General features: G+C 75.8%; 15 protein-coding genes. 3 read left to right on the top strand and 12 right to left on the bottom strand.

From position 1 onward, the window contains the following. Positions 1-72: 72 nt before the first annotated feature. The gene (locus tag QSK52_RS31020) at positions 73-960 is read right to left on the bottom strand and encodes an SDR family NAD(P)-dependent oxidoreductase (protein ID WP_285739540.1); all 888 of its coding nucleotides are present in this window, start codon (positions 958-960) and stop codon (positions 73-75) included. Positions 961-1,028: 68 nt separating this feature from the next. Here QSK52_RS31020 and QSK52_RS31015 point away from each other — a divergent pair, with 68 nt between their 5' ends. Then, positions 1,029-1,682 carry a TetR family transcriptional regulator gene (locus QSK52_RS31015; RefSeq protein WP_285739539.1) on the top strand — a complete coding sequence of 218 codons (654 nt, stop codon included), beginning with the start codon at positions 1,029-1,031 and terminating at the stop codon, positions 1,680-1,682. A gap of 294 nt (positions 1,683-1,976) precedes the next feature. Here QSK52_RS31015 and QSK52_RS31010 read toward each other — a convergent pair whose 3' ends face one another. Together QSK52_RS31010 and QSK52_RS31005 are read right to left on the bottom strand one after the other, a co-directional pair. Next, the gene (locus QSK52_RS31010; RefSeq protein ID WP_285739538.1) at positions 1,977-2,555 is read right to left on the bottom strand and encodes a TetR/AcrR family transcriptional regulator; all 579 of its coding nucleotides are present in this window, start codon (positions 2,553-2,555) and stop codon (positions 1,977-1,979) included. 85 nt (positions 2,556-2,640) lie between these two features. Continuing rightward, positions 2,641-3,531 (bottom strand): SDR family NAD(P)-dependent oxidoreductase, encoded by an 891-nt coding sequence (locus QSK52_RS31005; protein WP_285739537.1) that lies wholly within the window; start codon positions 3,529-3,531, stop codon positions 2,641-2,643. A gap of 213 nt (positions 3,532-3,744) precedes the next feature. On the opposite strand from QSK52_RS31005, the gene QSK52_RS31000 reads away from it, so the two are divergent. Next, positions 3,745-3,951: a hypothetical protein gene (locus QSK52_RS31000; RefSeq protein ID WP_285739536.1), complete on the top strand. Its 207-nt coding sequence runs from the start codon at positions 3,745-3,747 to the stop codon at positions 3,949-3,951. On the opposite strand, the gene QSK52_RS30995 is transcribed toward QSK52_RS31000, so the two are convergent. From QSK52_RS30995 to QSK52_RS30960, 8 genes are all read right to left on the bottom strand, one after another. Continuing rightward, positions 3,935-5,281, bottom strand: a complete 1,347-nt coding sequence (locus tag QSK52_RS30995; RefSeq protein WP_285739535.1) for a C39 family peptidase — start codon at positions 5,279-5,281, stop codon at positions 3,935-3,937. The two genes, QSK52_RS31000 and QSK52_RS30995, sit on opposite strands and share 17 nt — an antisense overlap. Before the next feature lie 78 nt (positions 5,282-5,359). After that, positions 5,360-7,357: an N-acetylmuramoyl-L-alanine amidase gene (locus QSK52_RS30990; protein ID WP_285739534.1), complete on the bottom strand. Its 1,998-nt coding sequence runs from the start codon at positions 7,355-7,357 to the stop codon at positions 5,360-5,362. Between the two features lie 113 nt (positions 7,358-7,470). Continuing rightward, positions 7,471-8,544, bottom strand: coding sequence for an ABC transporter ATP-binding protein (locus QSK52_RS30985; RefSeq protein WP_285739533.1), 1,074 nt, complete (start codon positions 8,542-8,544; stop codon positions 7,471-7,473). Beyond that, positions 8,541-9,587 carry an ABC transporter ATP-binding protein gene (locus QSK52_RS30980; protein ID WP_285739532.1) on the bottom strand — a complete coding sequence of 349 codons (1,047 nt, stop codon included), beginning with the start codon at positions 9,585-9,587 and terminating at the stop codon, positions 8,541-8,543. Before QSK52_RS30980 ends, QSK52_RS30985 begins: the two co-directional genes overlap by 4 nt. Positions 9,588-9,595: 8 nt before the next feature. Continuing rightward, entirely contained in the window at positions 9,596-10,528 is a 933-nt protein-coding gene (locus QSK52_RS30975) for an ABC transporter permease (protein ID WP_285739531.1), read from the bottom strand. Then, the gene (locus QSK52_RS30970; protein ID WP_285739530.1) at positions 10,521-11,447 is read right to left on the bottom strand and encodes an ABC transporter permease; all 927 of its coding nucleotides are present in this window, start codon (positions 11,445-11,447) and stop codon (positions 10,521-10,523) included. Before QSK52_RS30970 ends, QSK52_RS30975 begins: the two co-directional genes overlap by 8 nt. 106 nt (positions 11,448-11,553) lie before the next feature. After that, positions 11,554-13,197 carry a peptide ABC transporter substrate-binding protein gene (locus QSK52_RS30965; RefSeq protein WP_285739529.1) on the bottom strand — a complete coding sequence of 548 codons (1,644 nt, stop codon included), beginning with the start codon at positions 13,195-13,197 and terminating at the stop codon, positions 11,554-11,556. Between the two features lie 246 nt (positions 13,198-13,443). Beyond that, entirely contained in the window at positions 13,444-14,667 is a 1,224-nt protein-coding gene (locus QSK52_RS30960; protein WP_285739528.1) for an anhydro-N-acetylmuramic acid kinase, read from the bottom strand. A gap of 234 nt (positions 14,668-14,901) precedes the next feature. Between QSK52_RS30960 and QSK52_RS30955 the strand changes: the two genes are divergently transcribed. Next, entirely contained in the window at positions 14,902-16,527 is a 1,626-nt protein-coding gene (locus QSK52_RS30955; protein WP_352230329.1) for a glycoside hydrolase family 10 protein, read from the top strand. Here the strand turns inward: QSK52_RS30955 and QSK52_RS30950 are convergent. Next, positions 16,524-17,564, bottom strand: coding sequence for an N-acetylglucosamine kinase (locus QSK52_RS30950; RefSeq protein WP_285739527.1), 1,041 nt, complete (start codon positions 17,562-17,564; stop codon positions 16,524-16,526). The two genes, QSK52_RS30955 and QSK52_RS30950, sit on opposite strands and share 4 nt — an antisense overlap. Positions 17,565-17,600: the final 36 nt, after the last annotated feature.

Raw genomic sequence — 17,600 nt, 5'->3', positions numbered from 1 at the left:
CCCCCGCGCCCGGCGGAACCGGAGGCGGGGGCGGGACGGGCGCGGAGCGGGCACCGGGTCGGCGGCCGGGCCTCAGGCCGCCCGGGGCGGCAGTTCCACCGGGTACGGCTCGGCGAAGTCGGCCGAGCGGCTGACCTTCTCCCAGGCGCCCGCCTCCTCCAGCTGGCGGCGGGAGTGGTCGAGCGCCATGCTCACCGCGTTGGCGCCCAGCAGCAGGTGGCCCGGGGCGTCGCCGCGGCGGACGACGCGCACCAGGATCTCGGCGGCCCGTGCCGGATCGCCCGCAGCGCCGGACTCCCCCTGGCGGACCCGGCGGTTCATCGCGCCGACGGTCTGCTCGTAGGGCTCGGGGACGGGGTGGACGGTCATCGAGTCGCCCGCCCAGTCGGTGGCGAAGCCGCTCGGTTCGACGACGGTGAACCGGATGCCGAACGGCGCGGTCTCCGCCGCCACCGACCGGGTGAAGCCGTCCACGGCGAACTTGGCCGCCTGGTAGGAGGCGATGCCCGGGGAGCCGCCGACCCGCCCGCCGATCGAGGAGAACTGGACGACGGTGCCCGAGCCCTGGCGGCGCAGGGCGGGCAGCGCGGCCTTGGTGACGTGGTAGACGCCCCAGAAGTTGGTCTCGAACTGGGCGCGGAAGTCGGCGTCGTCGGCGCTCTCCACCGGCGACACGTTGGCGTACCCGGCGTTGTTGACCAGGACGTCGATGCGCCCGAAGCGGGCCAGCGCCGCGTCCACGGCCGCGCGGGCCTGCCCGGGGTCGGTGACGTCCAGCGGCAGGACGAGCACCCGGTCGCCGTACTGCGCCAGCTCGGCGCGGAGCGCCTCGGGGCGGCGGGCGGTGGCGACGACGAGGTCGCCCGCGTCGAGGGCGGCGGCGACCAGGGCGCGGCCGATGCCGCGGGAGGAGCCGGTGACGAACCAGACCTGCTGCGCAGTGCGCGCTTCTTCGCTCATGCAGTTAGTACAACACCGTTCTCTTAATAACGCAACACCGTTCTCTTAGACCTTCCTATGATGGGGCCATGACTCAGCCAGCCTTCCGACGGGCCCGCAGCACCGAGGCCAAGCAGGCGCGGGAGACCGCGATCCTGGACGCGGCCCGCGAGTTGCTCCGGGCCCGCGGCGTCCGCGACGTCTCCCTGGGCGACATCGCCGCCGAGGTCGGCATGCACAAGTCCGCACTGCTGCGGTACTTCGAGACGCGGGAGCAGATCTTCCTCGAACTGACCGCGCAGGGCTGGCGGGAGTGGTCCGCGGCGCTGCGCGCCGACCTGGCGGCCCGGGCCGCCGCCACCCCCGCCGAGGTCGCCGGGGCCTTCGCCGCGACGCTGGCGGCCCGGCCGGTGTTCTGCGACCTGCTCGCCCAGGCCCCGCTCAACCTGGAGCGCAACGTCTCGCTGGAGGCGGTGCGCGCCTTCAAGCTGCTCACCCTGCACGAAGTGGCGCTGATCGGCGAGGAGTTGGGCCGTCTGCTCGGCCTGGACGAGGCGCAGGTGCTCGACACGATGGCCACCGCCACCGGGATGGCCGGGGCCCTGTGGCAGATCGCCAGCCCCGGCCCCCGACTGCGGGAGCTCTACACCGGCGACCCGCGCCTCGCGCACGCCGTCGTCGAGGTCGAGCCCCGGCTGCACCGGGTGCTCACCGCCCTGCTGACGGGGCTGCGCACGCCGTAGCGGGCTGCTCCCGCTTTCCCGCACTCCGCTTCTCACCGGGGACACCCTTCCGACCCGCTGGGTGGGATCCGGTCCCCAGGTCGGCCGACCACGCCTTCGGCAGCACTGCCGTGGGCGAGAGGACCGGACCGCCGGCAGCGGCGCCACCGGTGGGCACGGCGCCCGGAACGGACCGAAGGAGGGGTCGGCGCCTCGGCGGCGACCGGCGGCCCGACCCGTGGGGCGACGGCCTCGGCGGCGGGCACGGCACACCTGGCCGGGCCCTCGGCCGCTGCCGCGAGGGGTGGTGGCGCCTCACGCCCCCGGTGGCGTCGCGCGCAGGCCGTCGAGGAGGGCGGCGAGGTACCGCCGTGCGCTGTCCGCCCGGTCGGCGGGGGTGCCGCCGCGGACGTTCACGGCGTGGGCGAGGCCGCACACCAGCGGGACGAGGTCGGCGGCGGCGAGGTCGGGACGGACCACCGCGGCCTCGCGGGCCCGGGCGAGGAGCGCGGTGCCGACCGACGCGAGCGACTCCTTGAGCTCGGTGGTGCGCGGCAGGGCGTCCGTGGCCGCGGCCGCCACCGGGGGCAGGGCGGCGTCGGTGACCTGCGCCTCGACGGTGCGCAGCAGGAAGTCCGCCAGCCCGCGCCAGGGGTCGGCCGCGGCCAGCGCCTGCCGCCCGTGGGCGACGAGGTCCTCCAGGCCGGGGGCGGCGACGGTCTCCAGCAGCGCCTCGGGCGTGGCGAAGTGCCGGTAGACGGTGGCGACCCCGACCCCGGCCCGGCGCGCGACGTCGTTGAGCTGCAACGGCGTCCCCCGGTCGACCAGGTCGCGGGCGACGGAGACGATCCGTTCCCCGTTGCGGGCCGCGTCCTTGCGCTGGGGCGTCGTCATGGGGCCATGCTAATCGGATGGTTCATCCGGATGTCCACCGCCCACCGCGGTGCGCCCGCGGCCGGGCGCCGCGCGGGTGCACCGCTCAGGCGGGGGCGAGCGGTGCGTGCCGCTCGCCGAGCCGGCGGACGGCTTCGACGACCCGGGGGTCGAGCGCCGCCCGGTGCGGGGCGACCGGCTGCGACCGGGGGCCGATGACGAGGCCGGTGCGGCCGGTCAGCGCGCCGTCGGTGGCGGCCGTGACGGAGGGCCCGGCCGCCGCGGAGGCGGGCCCCGCGGTGGAGCGTTCGAACCGGCGGCGCACCAGCGGCCACAGCAGGCGCAGGGCGGGCGAGACGATCCTCGGGTCGGCCATGGTGCCGTTGGTCATGTCGGTGGCGGCCCCTCCGGGGTCGGCGGCGAAGACCGAGACGCCGGTGCCCTCCAGACGGGCCGCCAGGTCCAGCGTGTAGGCCAGGTTGGCGAGTTTGGCGCGGCCGTACCAGTGGAAGCCGTAGTAGCCGCCCGGCGGCTCGACGGCGTCGAACGCCCGCTTGGCGACGGCGACCGCGCCCGAGGTCACGTTGACGATCCGGCTCGGCGCACCGGCGGTGAGCACGGGGAGCAGGAGTTCGGTCAGGAGGTAGGGCGAGAGGTGGTTGACGACGAAGGACGCCTCGATCCCGTCCCGCGTCCCGTGCTCGGCGAACATCGCCCCGACGTTGTTGACCAGCACCGCCAGCGGCTCCCCCGTGGCGGCCCGGTCGTCGGCGATCCGGCGGGCGAGGGCGCGCACCTGGTCGAGCGAGGCGAGGTCCGCGGCCAGGAACCGGGCCCGGTGCGCCGGTCCGGTCGCGTCGATCCGCCGGACGGCCTCGGCCCCCCGCCCGGCGTCGCGCCCCACCACGGTGACCGCGAACCCCGCGGCGGCCAGCCCCAGGGCCGTCTCCAGGCCGATGCCCCCGGTTCCGGCCGTGACCACGGCTGCCTTCTTCATGCGCACCTCCACACCCCGTCAAGCGGATAGGTCATCCGCTTGATCCGGGGCGACCGTACCACGCAATCGGATGAACTATCCGCTTGGCGGGACGGCCCGGAGCCGGGGCGGCCCGGAGCCGGGGCGAAGGTTCCGTTTCGAACGGTCGTTGAGCTGCGCCCGGCGTCCCGCCGCACCGCAGCTTCTTCGGCCTGGGAGCACGACCGCCGGTTGGTGGCCGCCGCCCACCGGAAGACCGTCGGCGAGTTCCCGACCCGCCCGGACGAGCGCGTCCGGGCACTGCCGGACGTCCTGGTGGACGGCCGGATCGACGACTTGCAGCTCACCCGCGCCCGGACGTCGGAGGACCGCACCTCTCTGCCCCCGCGCCCGGAAACCTCCCGGGGCTCACTCGCCCCTCGGCTCACCAGTTGGCGGTGACCCCGGGAAGGTGGGCGGGCAGCGCGCGCTCGGGCGGGTGGACCAGGTAGACGACGCCGCCGCCGGACAGCCAGACCCGTTCGAAGTCGCCGCGCGGGTAGGTCCGGCGGACCGCGTCGTCGGTCGGGGAGAGCGGGTCGTTGACCACCACGTCGCCGTGGGCGGTGAAGCCGCGCACCACCATGATGTTGCCCGCCGCGGCGTAGCCGCCGAGTTCGGCGCTGCGCGCCGCCTGCGCGGTGGCCACCGGGATGCCCGCGAGGACGAAGCGTTCCAGTTCGGCCAGCGAGCGCAGCCGGGTGACCAGGCCGAGGAGGCCGTAGCGGGCCGGGTAGGCGGCGTTGAACGCCCAGTTGCCGCAGCCGCGGTAGGCGTAGTCGTAGACGGCCCGGGCGGTGAAGTCGACGTCGGGGGCGGGATCGCGGGGATCGAGCCAGAGCAGTTCCCCGGCGGCGGGGCCGCGGCCGAAGTAGGCGGTGAGCATCGCGGTGCAGGCCGGGCCCGCCCAGGCCTCGCCGCCCCCGTCGTACTGCGGGCAGTGGCCGGTGTGCACCTCCTGGGAGCGCTGCGGCACGTCCAGGACGGTGCCCCAGGCTCCGCCGGGGCCGCTGGTGCGCCGGGGCGGGGCGGCGGGCGGGGTGCGGGAGGCCAGCACCGCGAGGGAGTGCAGGGCGGGCGGGGCGTCCTGCGCGGCGCTCCCGTCCGGGAGTTCGCCGTCCTCGGCGCGCAGCAGCACCGCTCGGACCCGGAAGGCGGCGACCGGGCGGCCGGGGGCGGCGGTGAAGGTGTCGACCTCGACGGTGCCGAAGGCGTCGGCCTGCCCGGGGACGGTGGTGCGGTGCACGACCTCGTCGCCGGGCGCCCAGCGGGCCATGGTGAACCAGCCGGATTCGGCTCCCGCCGCGTCGCGCACCTGGAGGTCCACCGTCAGCCGGGTGCCGACCGGTCCGGTCACCGTCCAGGAGGGCACCAGTTCGTGGGCGTCGACCGCGCCGTCGGGGTCGAGGCCGACCGGGGTCCAGGGGGAGGTCCAGCGGGCGTACTGCCACGTCCCGGGGCAGTGGCCGAACGGGTCGGCGTACGGTTCGGAGCCGATCGCCGCGTGCCAGACCAGGGCGGTGCGACCGGGGAACGCGGGGGCGGCACCGGTGGGGCGGAGCCCTTCGGGGGTTCCGGTGGCGAAGCGGTCGGCGCCGTCCCAGCGGTGCAGCGCGGCCGTGCCGTGATCAGGTGCGGCCGTGCCGTGATCAGGTGCGGCCGTGCCGTGGTCCGGTGCGGCGCCGGTGGGCCGCGGGCGGGGGGTGGGCCCGCCCGGCGTGTGCCCTGTCATCGTGCTGTCCTGGCTCTCTGGCCGTCGGGCCGGTCGTGGGGGCCGACGGCCGGGCCGTCGGCCCCCACGCTACCGGCCTCAGCTGCCGGTCGGAACGGGTGCCCAGCTCGGTACGAGCTGGACGTCGTCGGCGTTGACGAACATGAACCGCTGGCCGAACTGCACCTGGTAGTACAGGTTGGTGCCGCGGACCACGGTGTGGCTCGCCGGGTCGAAGGTGGTGGAGTAGTAGTACTCCCCGTGGACGGCCCCGCCGAAGGAGTAGCGCTGCCCGGGGAGCAGTTGGTAGGGCAGCGGCGAGATCGCCTGGGGCTTGATGCCGGCCGGGTAGGCGGTGGCCTCCGGGTAGGCGCGGCCGTACACCGGCACCGAGGTGCGGCCGGGCTTGGCCACCACGGTCAGGCCGAGCGCGGGCAGGGCGGTGGGCCTGGCGGCGGGGTTGCGGAACCAGCCCTTCTGGCCGAGGTACCAGATCGCGGTCCAGTCCCCGGAGCGGTCGGCGACGGCGTACTGCTGGCCGGTGCTGACCCGGGCCGCGTGGTTGTACACCGACCAGTCGCCGGGGGCGGGGCGGATGCCGATGTCGGTGACCAGCGGGGCGTCCTCGCGCGGGGCGGTGCGCAGGGTGACCGAGGCGGAGCCGTGCACGGGGCAGAGGTCGGCCGGGGTGTCGCCGCAGTAGTACGGCTCGGTGTTGGCGTCGTAGTCGGGGTCGATGGTGACCAGCCCGGCGGTCCCGGCGTCGCCGACGGCGTGGAAGGGCCGACCGAGCAGGTCGAAGTAGTGGTCCCAGTCCCAGTACGGGCCGGGGTCCTGGTGCATGCCGGGGATGCTGCCCGCGGTGCTGCCGGGGACGTCGTCGTGGCCGACGACGTGCGCGCGGTCCAGCGGGACGCCGTACTCGGCGGACAGGTACCGCACCAGCTTCGCGGAGCTGCGGTACATCGCCTCGGTGTACCACTGGCCGCCCTGGGCGAGGAAGCCCTCGTGCTCGATGCCGACGGACTTGGCGTTGACGTACCAGTTCCCGGCGTGCCAGGCCGCGTCCTTGGGGTCGACGTGGTTGGCGACGTGGCCGTCGGCGGAGCGGATCGTGTAGTGCCAGGAGACGTAGGTCGGGTCCTGGACCAGCTTCAGGGTCGGGTCGTAGAGGGTCTCGGTGTCGTGGATGACGATGTGGTCGATCTTCTGGTTGAACGGCCGGTCGGACAGGTCGTGGTTGCCGTAGTCGCCGGGGTCGGCGGAGAGCTGCAGGTAAGGAGCGGGGACCCACTCGCAGCCGAGCGAGGCCGGGCAGTGGGCCCCGTCCGCGGGGTGGCGCAGGTGCAGGCGGGCCACCTGCTCGGTGCGCGGGGCGGTGCGGGTCGCGGCGAGGGCGACCCGGCCGCCGTCGGCGTCGGTCTGCCGGGTCTGGCCCTCGGCGATCACCTCGAACACCTCGTCGGCGAACTGGCGGGCGGTGGCCTCGTCGTCCGCGCCGGAGTAGCGGGCCACCGCGCCGTACCAGGCGGCGGGGTCGGCGGAGGCGGCCTCGCCGAGCGCGGCCTGGTGGGCGGCGAGCAGGGCGGCGCCGCCGCGGATGTTCGCGGCCGGGTCGCTCCTGAGCTGCTCGGGGGCGGCTCCGGTCAGCCGGGCCGCCTCCGGCAGGGTCTCCAGCCGGGCTGCCGGGTCGCCGGTCGGCACGGCCGGGGACGGGGTGCGGAGCAGCGGGGCGTCGTCCTTGCCGCGCGGGTCCTCGCTGCCCTCGCCGTGGTGCGGGAGCGCGGCGAGCGCGCCGCGGGCGTCGGTGAGGTGCATCGGACCGTAGCCCGCGTCGGTGCTGGGGGCGCCGCCGTGGGCGTCCCAGCGGGTCTCCAGGTAGGAGACGCCGAGCAGCACCTGGAGCGGGACGCGGTACTCGGCGGCGGCCGCGGCGAAGGCCGCGGCGCGCGGGCCGTCGGGAGCCGGTTCGGCCGCCCGGGCCTGGGGGGCGACGGCGAGGGCGGGCAGCAGGGCGGCGAGGGCCGCGAGGGCGGCGCGGCCCCGGGTGGCGGTGCGGCGCGCGGACCGGGCGGGCGGCCGGGAGGGGTGCGGCATGGGGGCGGTGCTCCTTGTCACGGGGATGACGGGTCGGGGCGGAGCAGCGGTCCGCGCGCGGGGGCGGGACCGGTTGGTGCGGGCGCCGGGCCCGGGTGGGGGTCGGCGCCCCGTCAGGGGGCCTTGCCGGTGGCGGGGTCCCGGGGCGGCGGGACCTGCGCGGGCAGCGGGAAGTGGCAGGCCGTCGGGTGGTCGGTGCCGGGCCGCACGGTCAGGGCGGGTTCCTCCTGCGCGCAGCGCTGCTGCGCCTGCGGGCAGCGGGTGCGGAAGCGGCAGCCGGACGGCGGGTCGGCCGGGGAGGGCAGGTCGCCCTCCAGCAGGGCGACCTGCGCGCCGCGCAGGGTCGGGTCCGGCACCGGCACGGCCGCCAGCAGGGCCCGGGTGTAGGGGTGGTAGGGCGAGCCGTAGACCTGCTCGCGGGTGCCGGTCTCGACGATCCGTCCGAGGTACATGACGGCGATCCGGTCGCAGAGGTACTGCACGACCGCGAGGTCGTGGGCGATGAACAGGCAGGCCAGGCCGAGGCGTTCGCGCAGGTCGGCGAGGAGGTTGAGGACCTGGGCCTGCACCGAGACGTCGAGCGCGGAGACCGGTTCGTCGCACAGCAGCAGTTCCGGGCCGAGCGCGAGCGCCCGGGCGATGCCGACGCGCTGGCGCTGCCCGCCGGAGAGCTGGTGCGGGTAGCGGTCGGCGTGCGCCGGGTCCAGGCCGACCAGCCGCAGGAGTTCGGCGACCTTGGCCGGGCGCCGCTCGCGGGGCAGCACCTCGGGGTGGATGGCGAGCGGTTCGGCGACGATCCGGCCGATCGTCATCCGGGGGTCGAGCGAGGAGTACGGGTCCTGCAGGACCATCTGCATCCGGCGGCGCACCGCGCGCAACTGCCGCCGGTCCAGGGCGAACAGGTCCTGCCCGTCGACCTCGACGGTGCCGGCGCTCGGGCGTTCCGCGCCCATGAGGACGGAGGCCAGCGTCGACTTGCCGCAGCCGGACTCGCCGACCAGGCCGAGCGTCTCGCCGCGGTGCAGTTCCAGGTCGACGCCGTCGACGGCCCGCACGGCGCCGGTGCCGCGGCGGCGGAACGGGCCGCCGCCGGTCGGGTAGTGCTTGGCGAGGCCGCGCACCCGCAGGACCGGCCGGTCGGGCTCCGGCGGGTTCGGGTCGGTCGGGTCGGGGGCGCCGGTGCTCACGGTCGTCCTCCTCGGGCCGTGACCTCGTCGGTGAAGTGGCAGGCGCTGCTGCGCTCCTCGGCGGCCGCGCCGACGGGCAGCAGGGCGGGCCGTTCGTCCGCGCAGCGCGCCCGGGCGGCGGCGCAGCGCGGGTGGAAGGCGCAGCCGGTGGGGAGGTGGGCGAGGTCCGGCGGGGAGCCGGGGACGGGCACCAGCCGTCGGCCGGGGCGGTCCAGGCGGGGCACGGACTCCAGCAGGCCCCTGGTGTAGGGGTGGGCGGGGGCGGCGTACAGGCGGGGGGCGTCGGACTCCTCGACGACGCGGCCCGCGTACATGACGGTGATCCGGTCGGCGACGGAGGCGACCACGCCGAGGTCGTGGGTGATCAGCAGCAGGCCCGTGCCGGTCTCCTGCTGGAGTTCGGCGAGCAGCCGCATGATCTGGGCCTGGACGGTGACGTCGAGGGCGGTGGTCGGTTCGTCGGCGATGACGACCTCGGGGTCGAGGGCCAGCGCCATGGCGATCATGACGCGTTGGCGCATGCCACCGGAGAACTGGTGCGGGTAGTCGTCGACCCGGCGGGCGGCGGCGGGGATCCGGACCCGGTCCATCAGTTCGACGGCCCTGGCCCGGGCCTGCCTGCGGCCCAGGCCCCGGTGGACGCGGAACAGCTCGCCGATCTGGTGGCCGACGGTCAGCACGGGGTTGAGCGCGGACAGCGCGTCCTGGAACACCATGGCGATGCGGGTGCCGCGGACCTTGCGGTGCTCGGCGTCGGAGAGCCGCAGCAGGTCGCGGCCGTGGAGGCGGACGGCGCCGCGGGTGATCCGGGCGGGCGGGGTCGGCAGCAGGCCCATGACGGCCAGGGCGGCCACCGACTTGCCGGAGCCGGACTCGCCGAGCAGGGCGAGGGTCTGCCCGGCGTGCAGGGTGTAGCCGAGGCCGTTGACGGCGCGGACGGTGCCGCGCGGGGTGCGGAACTCCACGTGCAGGTCGTCCACTTCCAGCAGCGGGGGTCCCGGCCGCGGGGGTTCCGGCAGCGGGGGCGGGGGTGCGGCGGGCACGGGGGCGCTCACCTCAGCTTCGGGTCGTAGGCGTCGCGGACCGCGTCGCCGAGCAGGATGAAGCTCAGGACGGTGGCCGACAGGAACAGGGCGGGGAAGGCCAGCAGGTGCGGGTGGTCGAGGAAGTAGCTCTGCGCGGTGTTGAGTTGCAGGCCCCAGCTGACGGCCGGGTACTGCAGGCCGACGCCGAGGAAGTCGAGGGTCGCCTCGCCGGAGATGACGTTGCCGACGTTGAGCATCGCCACGACGACGACCGGCGTGACCGCGTTCGGCAGGACGTGCCGGAGCATCAGCCGGGACGGTCGGGCCCCGGTCATCCGGGCGGCCCGGACGTAGTCGGCGTCCTTGACCGCGATGACCTGGGAGCGCATCACCCGGGTCATGGTGCTCCAGCCGAGCGCGACCAGGACGAGCGTCATCGCTCCCAGGCCGTGCCGGGGGAAGGCGACCAGGATGACGGTGGCGCCCAGGACGAACGGCAGGCCGAAGGCCACCTCGGTGGCGCGGGAGAGCAGGCTGTCCACCCAGCCGCCGTAGAAGCCCGCCAGCAGGCCGAGCACCACCGAGACCAGCAGCGCCCCGGCGGTGACCGCGACCCCGGCGAGCAGGGAGGGGCGGCTGCCGCGGACGACCTGCGCCAGGTAGTCGCACCCCTGGAGGTCGTAGCCGAAGGGGTGGCCGGTGGTCGGGCCGAGTTTGGAGCGGGCGAGTTCGCAGCGGCCGTCGTCGTCGGTGAACAGGGCGGTGAACAGGCCCGGGGCGGCGGCCGTCAGGCCGATCAGCGCGATCACCGCCAGGCAGGCCCACACCACCGGGCGCGCGCGCAGTTGCTGCCAGGCGTCGCGGCTCAGCGAGGCGGGCGGGGCCTGCGGCGGGGCGTCGGTGTCGGCGGCGGGCAGCAGCAGGTCCCCGGTCGGGCCCGGCGGGTGGGGGCTAGTCATGGCGGATCCTCGGGTCGAGCAGGCCGTAGAGGAGGTCGACGGCCAGGTTGGCCAGGACGAACACCAGCACCAGGGCGGTGGTGATGCCCACGACGGTGGGGCCCTCGCGCAGTTGGATCGACTGGAAGACCTGCTGGCCGATGCCGGGGAGGTTGAAGATGTACTCGGTGACGATCGCCCCGGCCATCAGCGAACCGAGTTCCACGCCCAGGAAGGTGACGACCGGGATCAGCGAGTTGCGCAGCGTGTGGCCGATGACCACCCGGAGACGGCTGAGGCCCTTGGCGTCGGCGGTGCGCACGTAGTCGGCGCGCAGGTTCTCCACCAGGGAGGCCCGGGTGAGGCGGGCGACGTAGGCCAGGCCGAAGGAGGCCAGCACCAGGCCGGGCAGCACGTAGGCGGCGGGCCAGCCGGCCTCGCCGCCGGAGACCGGGAACCAGCCGAGCCGGACGCCCAGGACGAGTTGGGCCAGGTAGCCGACGATGTAGACGGGCACCGCGATGACCACGGTGGTCGCGCCGAGGATCAGGTGGTCGGCCCAGCGGCCCTTGCGCAGGCCCGCCCAGACGCCCAGCGCGATGCCGAGGACGACCTCGAAGAACCAGGCGGTCAGTCCGAGCCGGACGGTGACCTGCCACCGCTGGGCGATCACGTCGCCGACCGGCTGGCCGCGGAAGGTGGTGCCGAAGTCGCCGGTGAACAGGCCGCCCAGGTACTTGGCGTACTGCACCACCAGCGGGTCGTCCAGGTGGTAGCGCCGGTGCAGTTCGGCGAGCACGGACGGCGGGACGGGCCGGTCGCCTGCCAGGCCCTGGATCGGGTCGCCCGGCAGGACGAAGACCAGGGCGTAGATGAGGAAGGTGGTCGCCAGCAGCACGGGTATCGCGTGCAGCAGGCGCCGGACGACGAATCTGCCCATGGGAGGCTGCCCCCGGAGGGTCGGGCCCGGCGGCCCGGGCGGGTGCCGGGCCGCGGCGGACGTGCGTACGGGGTACCCGCGGCGGCCCGCCGGCCGCCGCGGGCGGTCAGTGCCGGACGGTGACCTGGTCGAGGTGCAGGCCGGTGACGTACGGGTCGATCAGCACGTGGCCGACCTTGTCGCTCCAGGCCGACTGGTCCTGCCAGTTCCACAGCGGGATCAGCGGCATCTCCCGGAGGGCGAGGTCCTCGGCCTGCTGGTAGGCGGCCAGGCCGTCCGCGGCGTCCTTCGCCGCGTTGCCCCGGGCGACGAGCGCGTCGAACTGCGGGGCGCTCCAGCCCATCCGGTTGTCGGGGTTGTACAGCCCGTCCAGGTAGTTCTGCATGCTCGGGTAGTCGATCACCCAGTTCTGGCGGTAGGGGCCGGTGCCCTGGCGCTTGTTGAGGATCGGGCCGAGGTCGGCGGAGGCCATCTTCTTGAAGGTGACGTCCTGGATGCCGAGGTTCTGCTTCAGCTGGTTGGCGACCGCGGTCATCCACTGCTCGTACGTGGGGTCGGAGTTGGAGAAGTAGAGCTCCAGCGGGCCGCTGAAGCCGCCCGCCTTGTCGAACAGCGCCTTGGCCTTGGCCGGGTCGTAGGTGCAGGCCTCGCCGCAGGCCCCGTCGCGGTGGCCGGGGATCATCGGGGCGACGATCGAGTCGGCCGGTTGGAAGACGCCGTTGTAGATGGCCCGGGTGACGCCGGGGCGGTCGATGGCCATCGACAGGGCGCGGCGCAGGTCGGGGTCCTTGAAGCGCGGGTCCCACAGCGGCAGGCCGAGGTAGTCCATGGTGCCGCTGGGGCGGACGGAGTAGCGGTCGCCGAAGGACCGCTTGGCCTCGGGGGCGCGGGCGGCGGGGACGGTCGTCATGACGTCGACGTTCCCGGCCTGGAGCTCGGTGAAGGCGGTGTCCTTGCTGGTGAAGATCTTGAAGGTGACGCCGTCGGCCATCGGCTTGCGGCTGCCCGCGTAGGAGGGGGCCTTCTTCAGGGCGATCTGCTGGTCGTGCGCCCAGTCGCCGTCCATCTGGAACGGGCCGTTGCCGATCGGGTGGGCGTCGAACGCCTTCGGGTCGGTGAACGCGGCCCTGGGCAGCGGGGCGAAGGCGGTGAACGCCAGCATCATCGGGAACTGGCTGAACGGCGAGGACAGGGTGACCTTCAGGGTGGTGTCGTCGACCACCTCCAGGCCGGACAGCTTGTCGGCCTTGGGCTGCTGGTCCTTGCCGGGGTTGAGGTCGGCGTAGCCCTGGATCTGGGCGAAGTAGTAGTTGGACTCCCAGCCGTTGGGGCCGTAGGCGGCGGCGTTCCAGGCGTCCGCGAAGCTCTGGGCGGTGACCTTCTCGCCGTTGTGGAACACGCCGTCCGGACGCAGCTTGACCGTCCAGACCCTCTGGTCCGTCGACTCGACCGACACGGCCGCCAGCGGCAGCACGTGGCCGTCCTTGGGGTCGAGGGTGACCGGGGTGTCGAAGAGGCCCTCGATGACCTGGATCGCGTAGCTGTCGGTGGTCTGTCCCGGCGTCAGGTGGTTGGGCTCGGTCAGGGCGACGGTGTAGGTGCCGCCGGGGGTGCCGGGGCCCTGGTCGGCGGAGTTCCCGCCGCCGTCGGCGGTGCCGCCGCAGGCGGAGAGCGCCAGGACGAGGGCGGTGGCGACCGCGGGGGCGGACCAGGGGCGCGCGGGGGAGGGTCTGTGCCGGGGCGTGTGCATGGCCGCTGTGTTCCTCTCGGTTCCTGCCCGCGGGGCAGGAAGGGGGTACCGGAGACGGGGGGTTGCGGTGCGAGTGGGTGGGAGGCGGGGGCGGTCGGCCGCACTGCCGTCCGGGGCGGGGCGTACCGGTGGGCCGGTACGGGCCGCTGTCCTCCGCGGGCCCCCACCGTAGGGGCGGGCCCGCGCCCGCTGCGATGGACGGGATGTCGATGGCGGTCGGCGCGGTGCCGACACTCTGTCGAGCCGTCAGGTGCCGTGGGCCGCCGGGTGGAACAGCGCCGCGACCGGCGGGCGGCGGAGCCGGGGCGGGTGCGGCAGACCACCGGCGCCCGGGGTGAGCGTGCCCAGCACCCGGGCGCCGCGCGCCCCGGTGCAGGACGGCACCGAGGCCGGCAGGCCGTGCACGGTGTGCCAGCCGAGGACGGCGAACGCCACCGCCTCCTTGGCGTCCGCGGGCAGACCCGCCGTACCGCTGGGCAGCAGCGCCGCCGCGGGCAGTTCGGCGGCGAGCGCGGCCGTCAGGACGGGGTTGCGGCAGCCGCCGCCGGAGACCAGCACCTCGTGCAGGCCGTGGCGGCGCACCTCGTCGGCCACCGTGCGGGCGGTCAGCGCGACCAGGGTCGCCAGCAGGTCCGCGGTGGTCGGCCGCGCTCCCCCGGCGTCCCGGTGCTCCGTCAGGACCCGCTCCAGGTAGGCGGCGTGGAACAGCTCCTTGCCGGTGGACTTCGGCGCCGGGCGCCGGTAGTAGGGCTCGGCCAGCAGCCGGGCCAGCAGCCGGGCGTCGACCCGGCCCCGGGCGGCGAGCGCGCCGTCGCGGTCGTAGGGCTGCCCGGTGGCGCGCAGCACCGCCGCGTCCAGCAGCGCGTTGGCCGGGCCGGTGTCGTACGCGGCGGCGCTGCCGCCGGTGGTGCGCGGGACGGTGAGGTTGGCGATGCCGCCCAGGTTCAGCGCGCCGCGGCGCAGGCCGGGTCGGGCGGGCAGGCCGGCCAGCAGCAGGACGTCCAGCAGGGCGACCAGGGGCGCGCCCTGCCCGCCCGCGGCCACGTCCGCCGCCCGCAGGTCGGCGACCACCGGGGCTCCGACGGCCTCCGCGATCCAGGCGGGGCGGCCCAGTTGGAGGGTGCCGCGCACCTGCCCGTCCTCCACCCAGTGGTGGACGGTCTGCCCGTGCGAGACCACCAGGTCGACCCCGCCGACGGCGGTGGCCGCCCCGGCCGCGGCGGCCGCGAAGGCCTGCCCGATCCGGGTGTCCAGGCGGCAGACGGCGGCCAGGTCGGCCGGGTGCGGCGGGAGGGCGGCGGTCAGGTCGGCCCGCAGCGCGTCCGGGTAGGGCACCGCGCCGTGGTGCAGCAGCCGTCCGTGCAGCACCGGGCCGTCGGGGCGGGCGGGGTCGTCGTCGAGGACGAGGTCGACCACGGCGGTGTCGATCGCGTCGTGGGAGGTGCCGGACATCAGGCCGAGTACTTTCACCGCGTGCGCTCCGGAGTCGTGGTGGGTGGGGCGTGGTGGGTGGGTCGTCGTGCGCGTCCCGCGGCGGGGTGGCGACCGCGGGCCGGGAAGTTGCCTGACAGTGGAATCCGGCGCGCGGAGTGGCGCACCCCTTGACGGGTCTCGTGGCGCACCCGGCACAGTGGGCGCTCCCCGCCGGGAGTGCGCCGTCCGCGCCACCGAGCGCTCCCGTCCCTTCCAGCCCCCGGAGTCGTCATGTCGTCGTCCGATTCCCCCCGCCGCTCCCCCGCCCCGTCGCGGCGGTCGGTGCTCTCCGCGCTGGCCGTCGTCGCCTCCGGTGCCTGCGGCGGGCTGCTGACCGGGGCGGGCACCGGCCACGCCGCGGCCCCCGTCCCGGTGGCCACCGGTGCCAAGGCGCAGCTGCGCGGCGTGTGGATCGCCTCGGTCGTGAACATCGACTGGCCGTCCGCGCCGGGCCTGCCGCCGGAGCGCCTGCGCACCGACTTCCTCGGCCAGTTGGACCGGGCCGTCGCCCGCGGGCTGAACGCCGTCTTCGTCCAGGTCCGGCCCACGGCGGACGCGTTCTGGCCCTCCCCGTACGAGCCGTGGTCGCAGTGGATCACGGGGGTCCAGGGCCAGGACCCGGGCTGGGACCCGCTGGCGTTCATGGTCGACGCGGCGCACGAGCGCGGCCTGGCCTTCCACGCCTGGTTCAACCCGTACCGGGTCTCCATGCAGCCGGACGTCACCGCGCTGGTGCCCGACCACCCGGCCCGCACCCACCCGGAGTGGACCGTCTCCTACGGCGGCAAGCTGTACTACAACCCGGGGGTGCCCGCGGCCCGCCGCTTCGCGCAGCAGGCGATGCTGGACGCGGTGCGCCGCTACGACGTCGACGGGGTGCACTTCGACGACTACTTCTACCCGTACCCGGTCAGCGGCCGGGACTTCCCCGACGACGACGCCTTCGCCGCGTACGGCGCGGGCTGGGAGGACCGCGACGCCTGGCGCCGCCACAACGTCGACCTGATGGTCAGTGAGATGCGGGACCTGGTGCGCGCGGCCCGGCCGGAGGCGTGCTTCGGCATCAGCCCGTTCGGGGTGTGGCGCAACGACACCAGCGACCCGGCGGGCTCCCCCACCCGGGCGTTCCAGTCGTACGACGGCCTGCACGCCGACACCCGGGGCTGGGTCGCCAAGGGGTGGCTGGACTACGTCGCCCCGCAGCTGTACTGGCACATCGGGCTGGCCGTCGCCGACTACGGCGCGCTGGCGCCCTGGTGGGCCGCCCAGACCGCCGGGACGGACACCCTGCTGTGGATCGGCCAGGCCGTGTACAAGGTCGCCGACCCGGCCCAGCCCGCCCCGTGGCAGGACCCGGCCGAGCTCTCCCGCCACCTCGACCTGAACGCCACGCTGCCGCAGGTCAGCGGCGACATCCTGTTCAGCGCGAAGGACACCTGGACCGACCGGATCGGCGCGGTCAGCCGCCTGCGGGCCGACCACTGGCAGCGGCCCGCGCTCGTGCCGCTGCTGCCCCGGCTGGCCGACGGCGCCGCCCCGGCACGGCCCGGGGTGCGGGTCCGGCGCGGCGGCGCGGACGGTCTGGAGATCGGCGTCCGGGGTGGTGGCGACCGGGTCCGGGACGGCGCCCGGCCCGCGCCGTTCCGGTACGCGGTCTACCGCTACGACGCGGCTCCGGGGCGCGACCCGGTCCTGGACGCCGCCCATCTGGTGGCCGTCGTCCCGGCGGCCGTCGGCCGGTTCGAGGAGCCGGAGGGCGCGCGCGACGCCTGGTACGTGGTGACCGCCGTCGACCGGGTCGGCCGGGAGGGCCTGCCGAGCGCCGCCGTCCGCACCCGGGCCCGGCACTCCGGTTAGCTCCCCGCCGTGTCCGTGCGGGCTGGTCCCAGCCCCGCCACGGCCCGGTGCAGCCGCCGGGCCCCGGCGGGCGTGGCCGGGGCCCGCAGGGCGAGGGCGGCGAGGGCGGCCGCCCCGGTCGCGGCGTCCCGGGCCGGAACGGTGGCGGTGCCCCGGGCCCGCAGGGCGGCCGTGACCCGGTCGGCGAGCAGGGTGCGGCCGGTGAGCAGACCCCCGGCCAGGACGACCGGCAGGGCCGCGAAGTCGGCTCCGGTGGCGTCGGCGAGGGAGTCGAGGGTGCGCAACAGCAGGTGGGCGCCCTCGGCGACGATGCGTGCGGCGACCCGGTCCCCGTTCCTGGCCACGGCGTCCACCAGCGGCGCGAGGCGGGCGAGTTCGGCGGGCGGGGCGGCGTGCACGGCGGTGACCATCCGCCGGGCCAGGGCGGTGCCGGTGCCGTCGGCTCCGCCGCTCTCCACGGCGAGCGCCCCGGGCAGGACGTCCAGCAGGGCCGTCGCCGGGCCGCGGCCGTCCAGGGCGGCGAGCGTGCGGACGACGGCCTGCCGCCCGAGCCACACCCCGGAGCCCTCGTCGCCCAGCAGCCAGCCGTAACCGTCGCGCCGGGCGGTCCTGGCCCCGCCGCGGTACAGGGCGGCAACGGCTCCCGTCCCGGACAGCAGGAGCAGCGCGTCCGGGCTGTCGGTGGCCCCGGCGACGGCGGCGGCGAGGTCGTCGCCGACGACGGGCGCACCGGGCAGGCGGGCCTCCCGCCAGACCCAGGCGGCCATCTCGCGGTAGGTGGTGGCGTCCTCTCCGTCGGCTCCGGCGAACGCCAGGTGACCGGCGGCGATCCGGTGGCGGTCGACGCCGCGCAGCGCGTCCTCCAGGGCCTGGCGCAGTGCTCCCGCCGGGTCCGGGCTGGAGCGCAGGTTGCCGCCGGGGCCGTGGCCGCGGGCCTGCACGCGCCCGTCCAGGCCGACGACCGCGCAACGGGTGCTGGTGCCTCCGGAGTCCACGCCGATCACTAGCGGGGCGGGCGTGGTCGGGGTGGTGGGCATCGGTGCGTCCCCTGTCTTCCGTGGTGCGGGGCGGGC

The organism is Kitasatospora phosalacinea (assembly GCF_030268885.1).
In the GTDB taxonomy this organism is placed as follows: domain Bacteria; phylum Actinomycetota; class Actinomycetes; order Streptomycetales; family Streptomycetaceae; genus Kitasatospora; species Kitasatospora phosalacinea_C.
The sequence above is the reverse complement of the archived record's forward strand: the minus strand, read 5'-3'. Positions and strand labels throughout refer to the sequence as shown.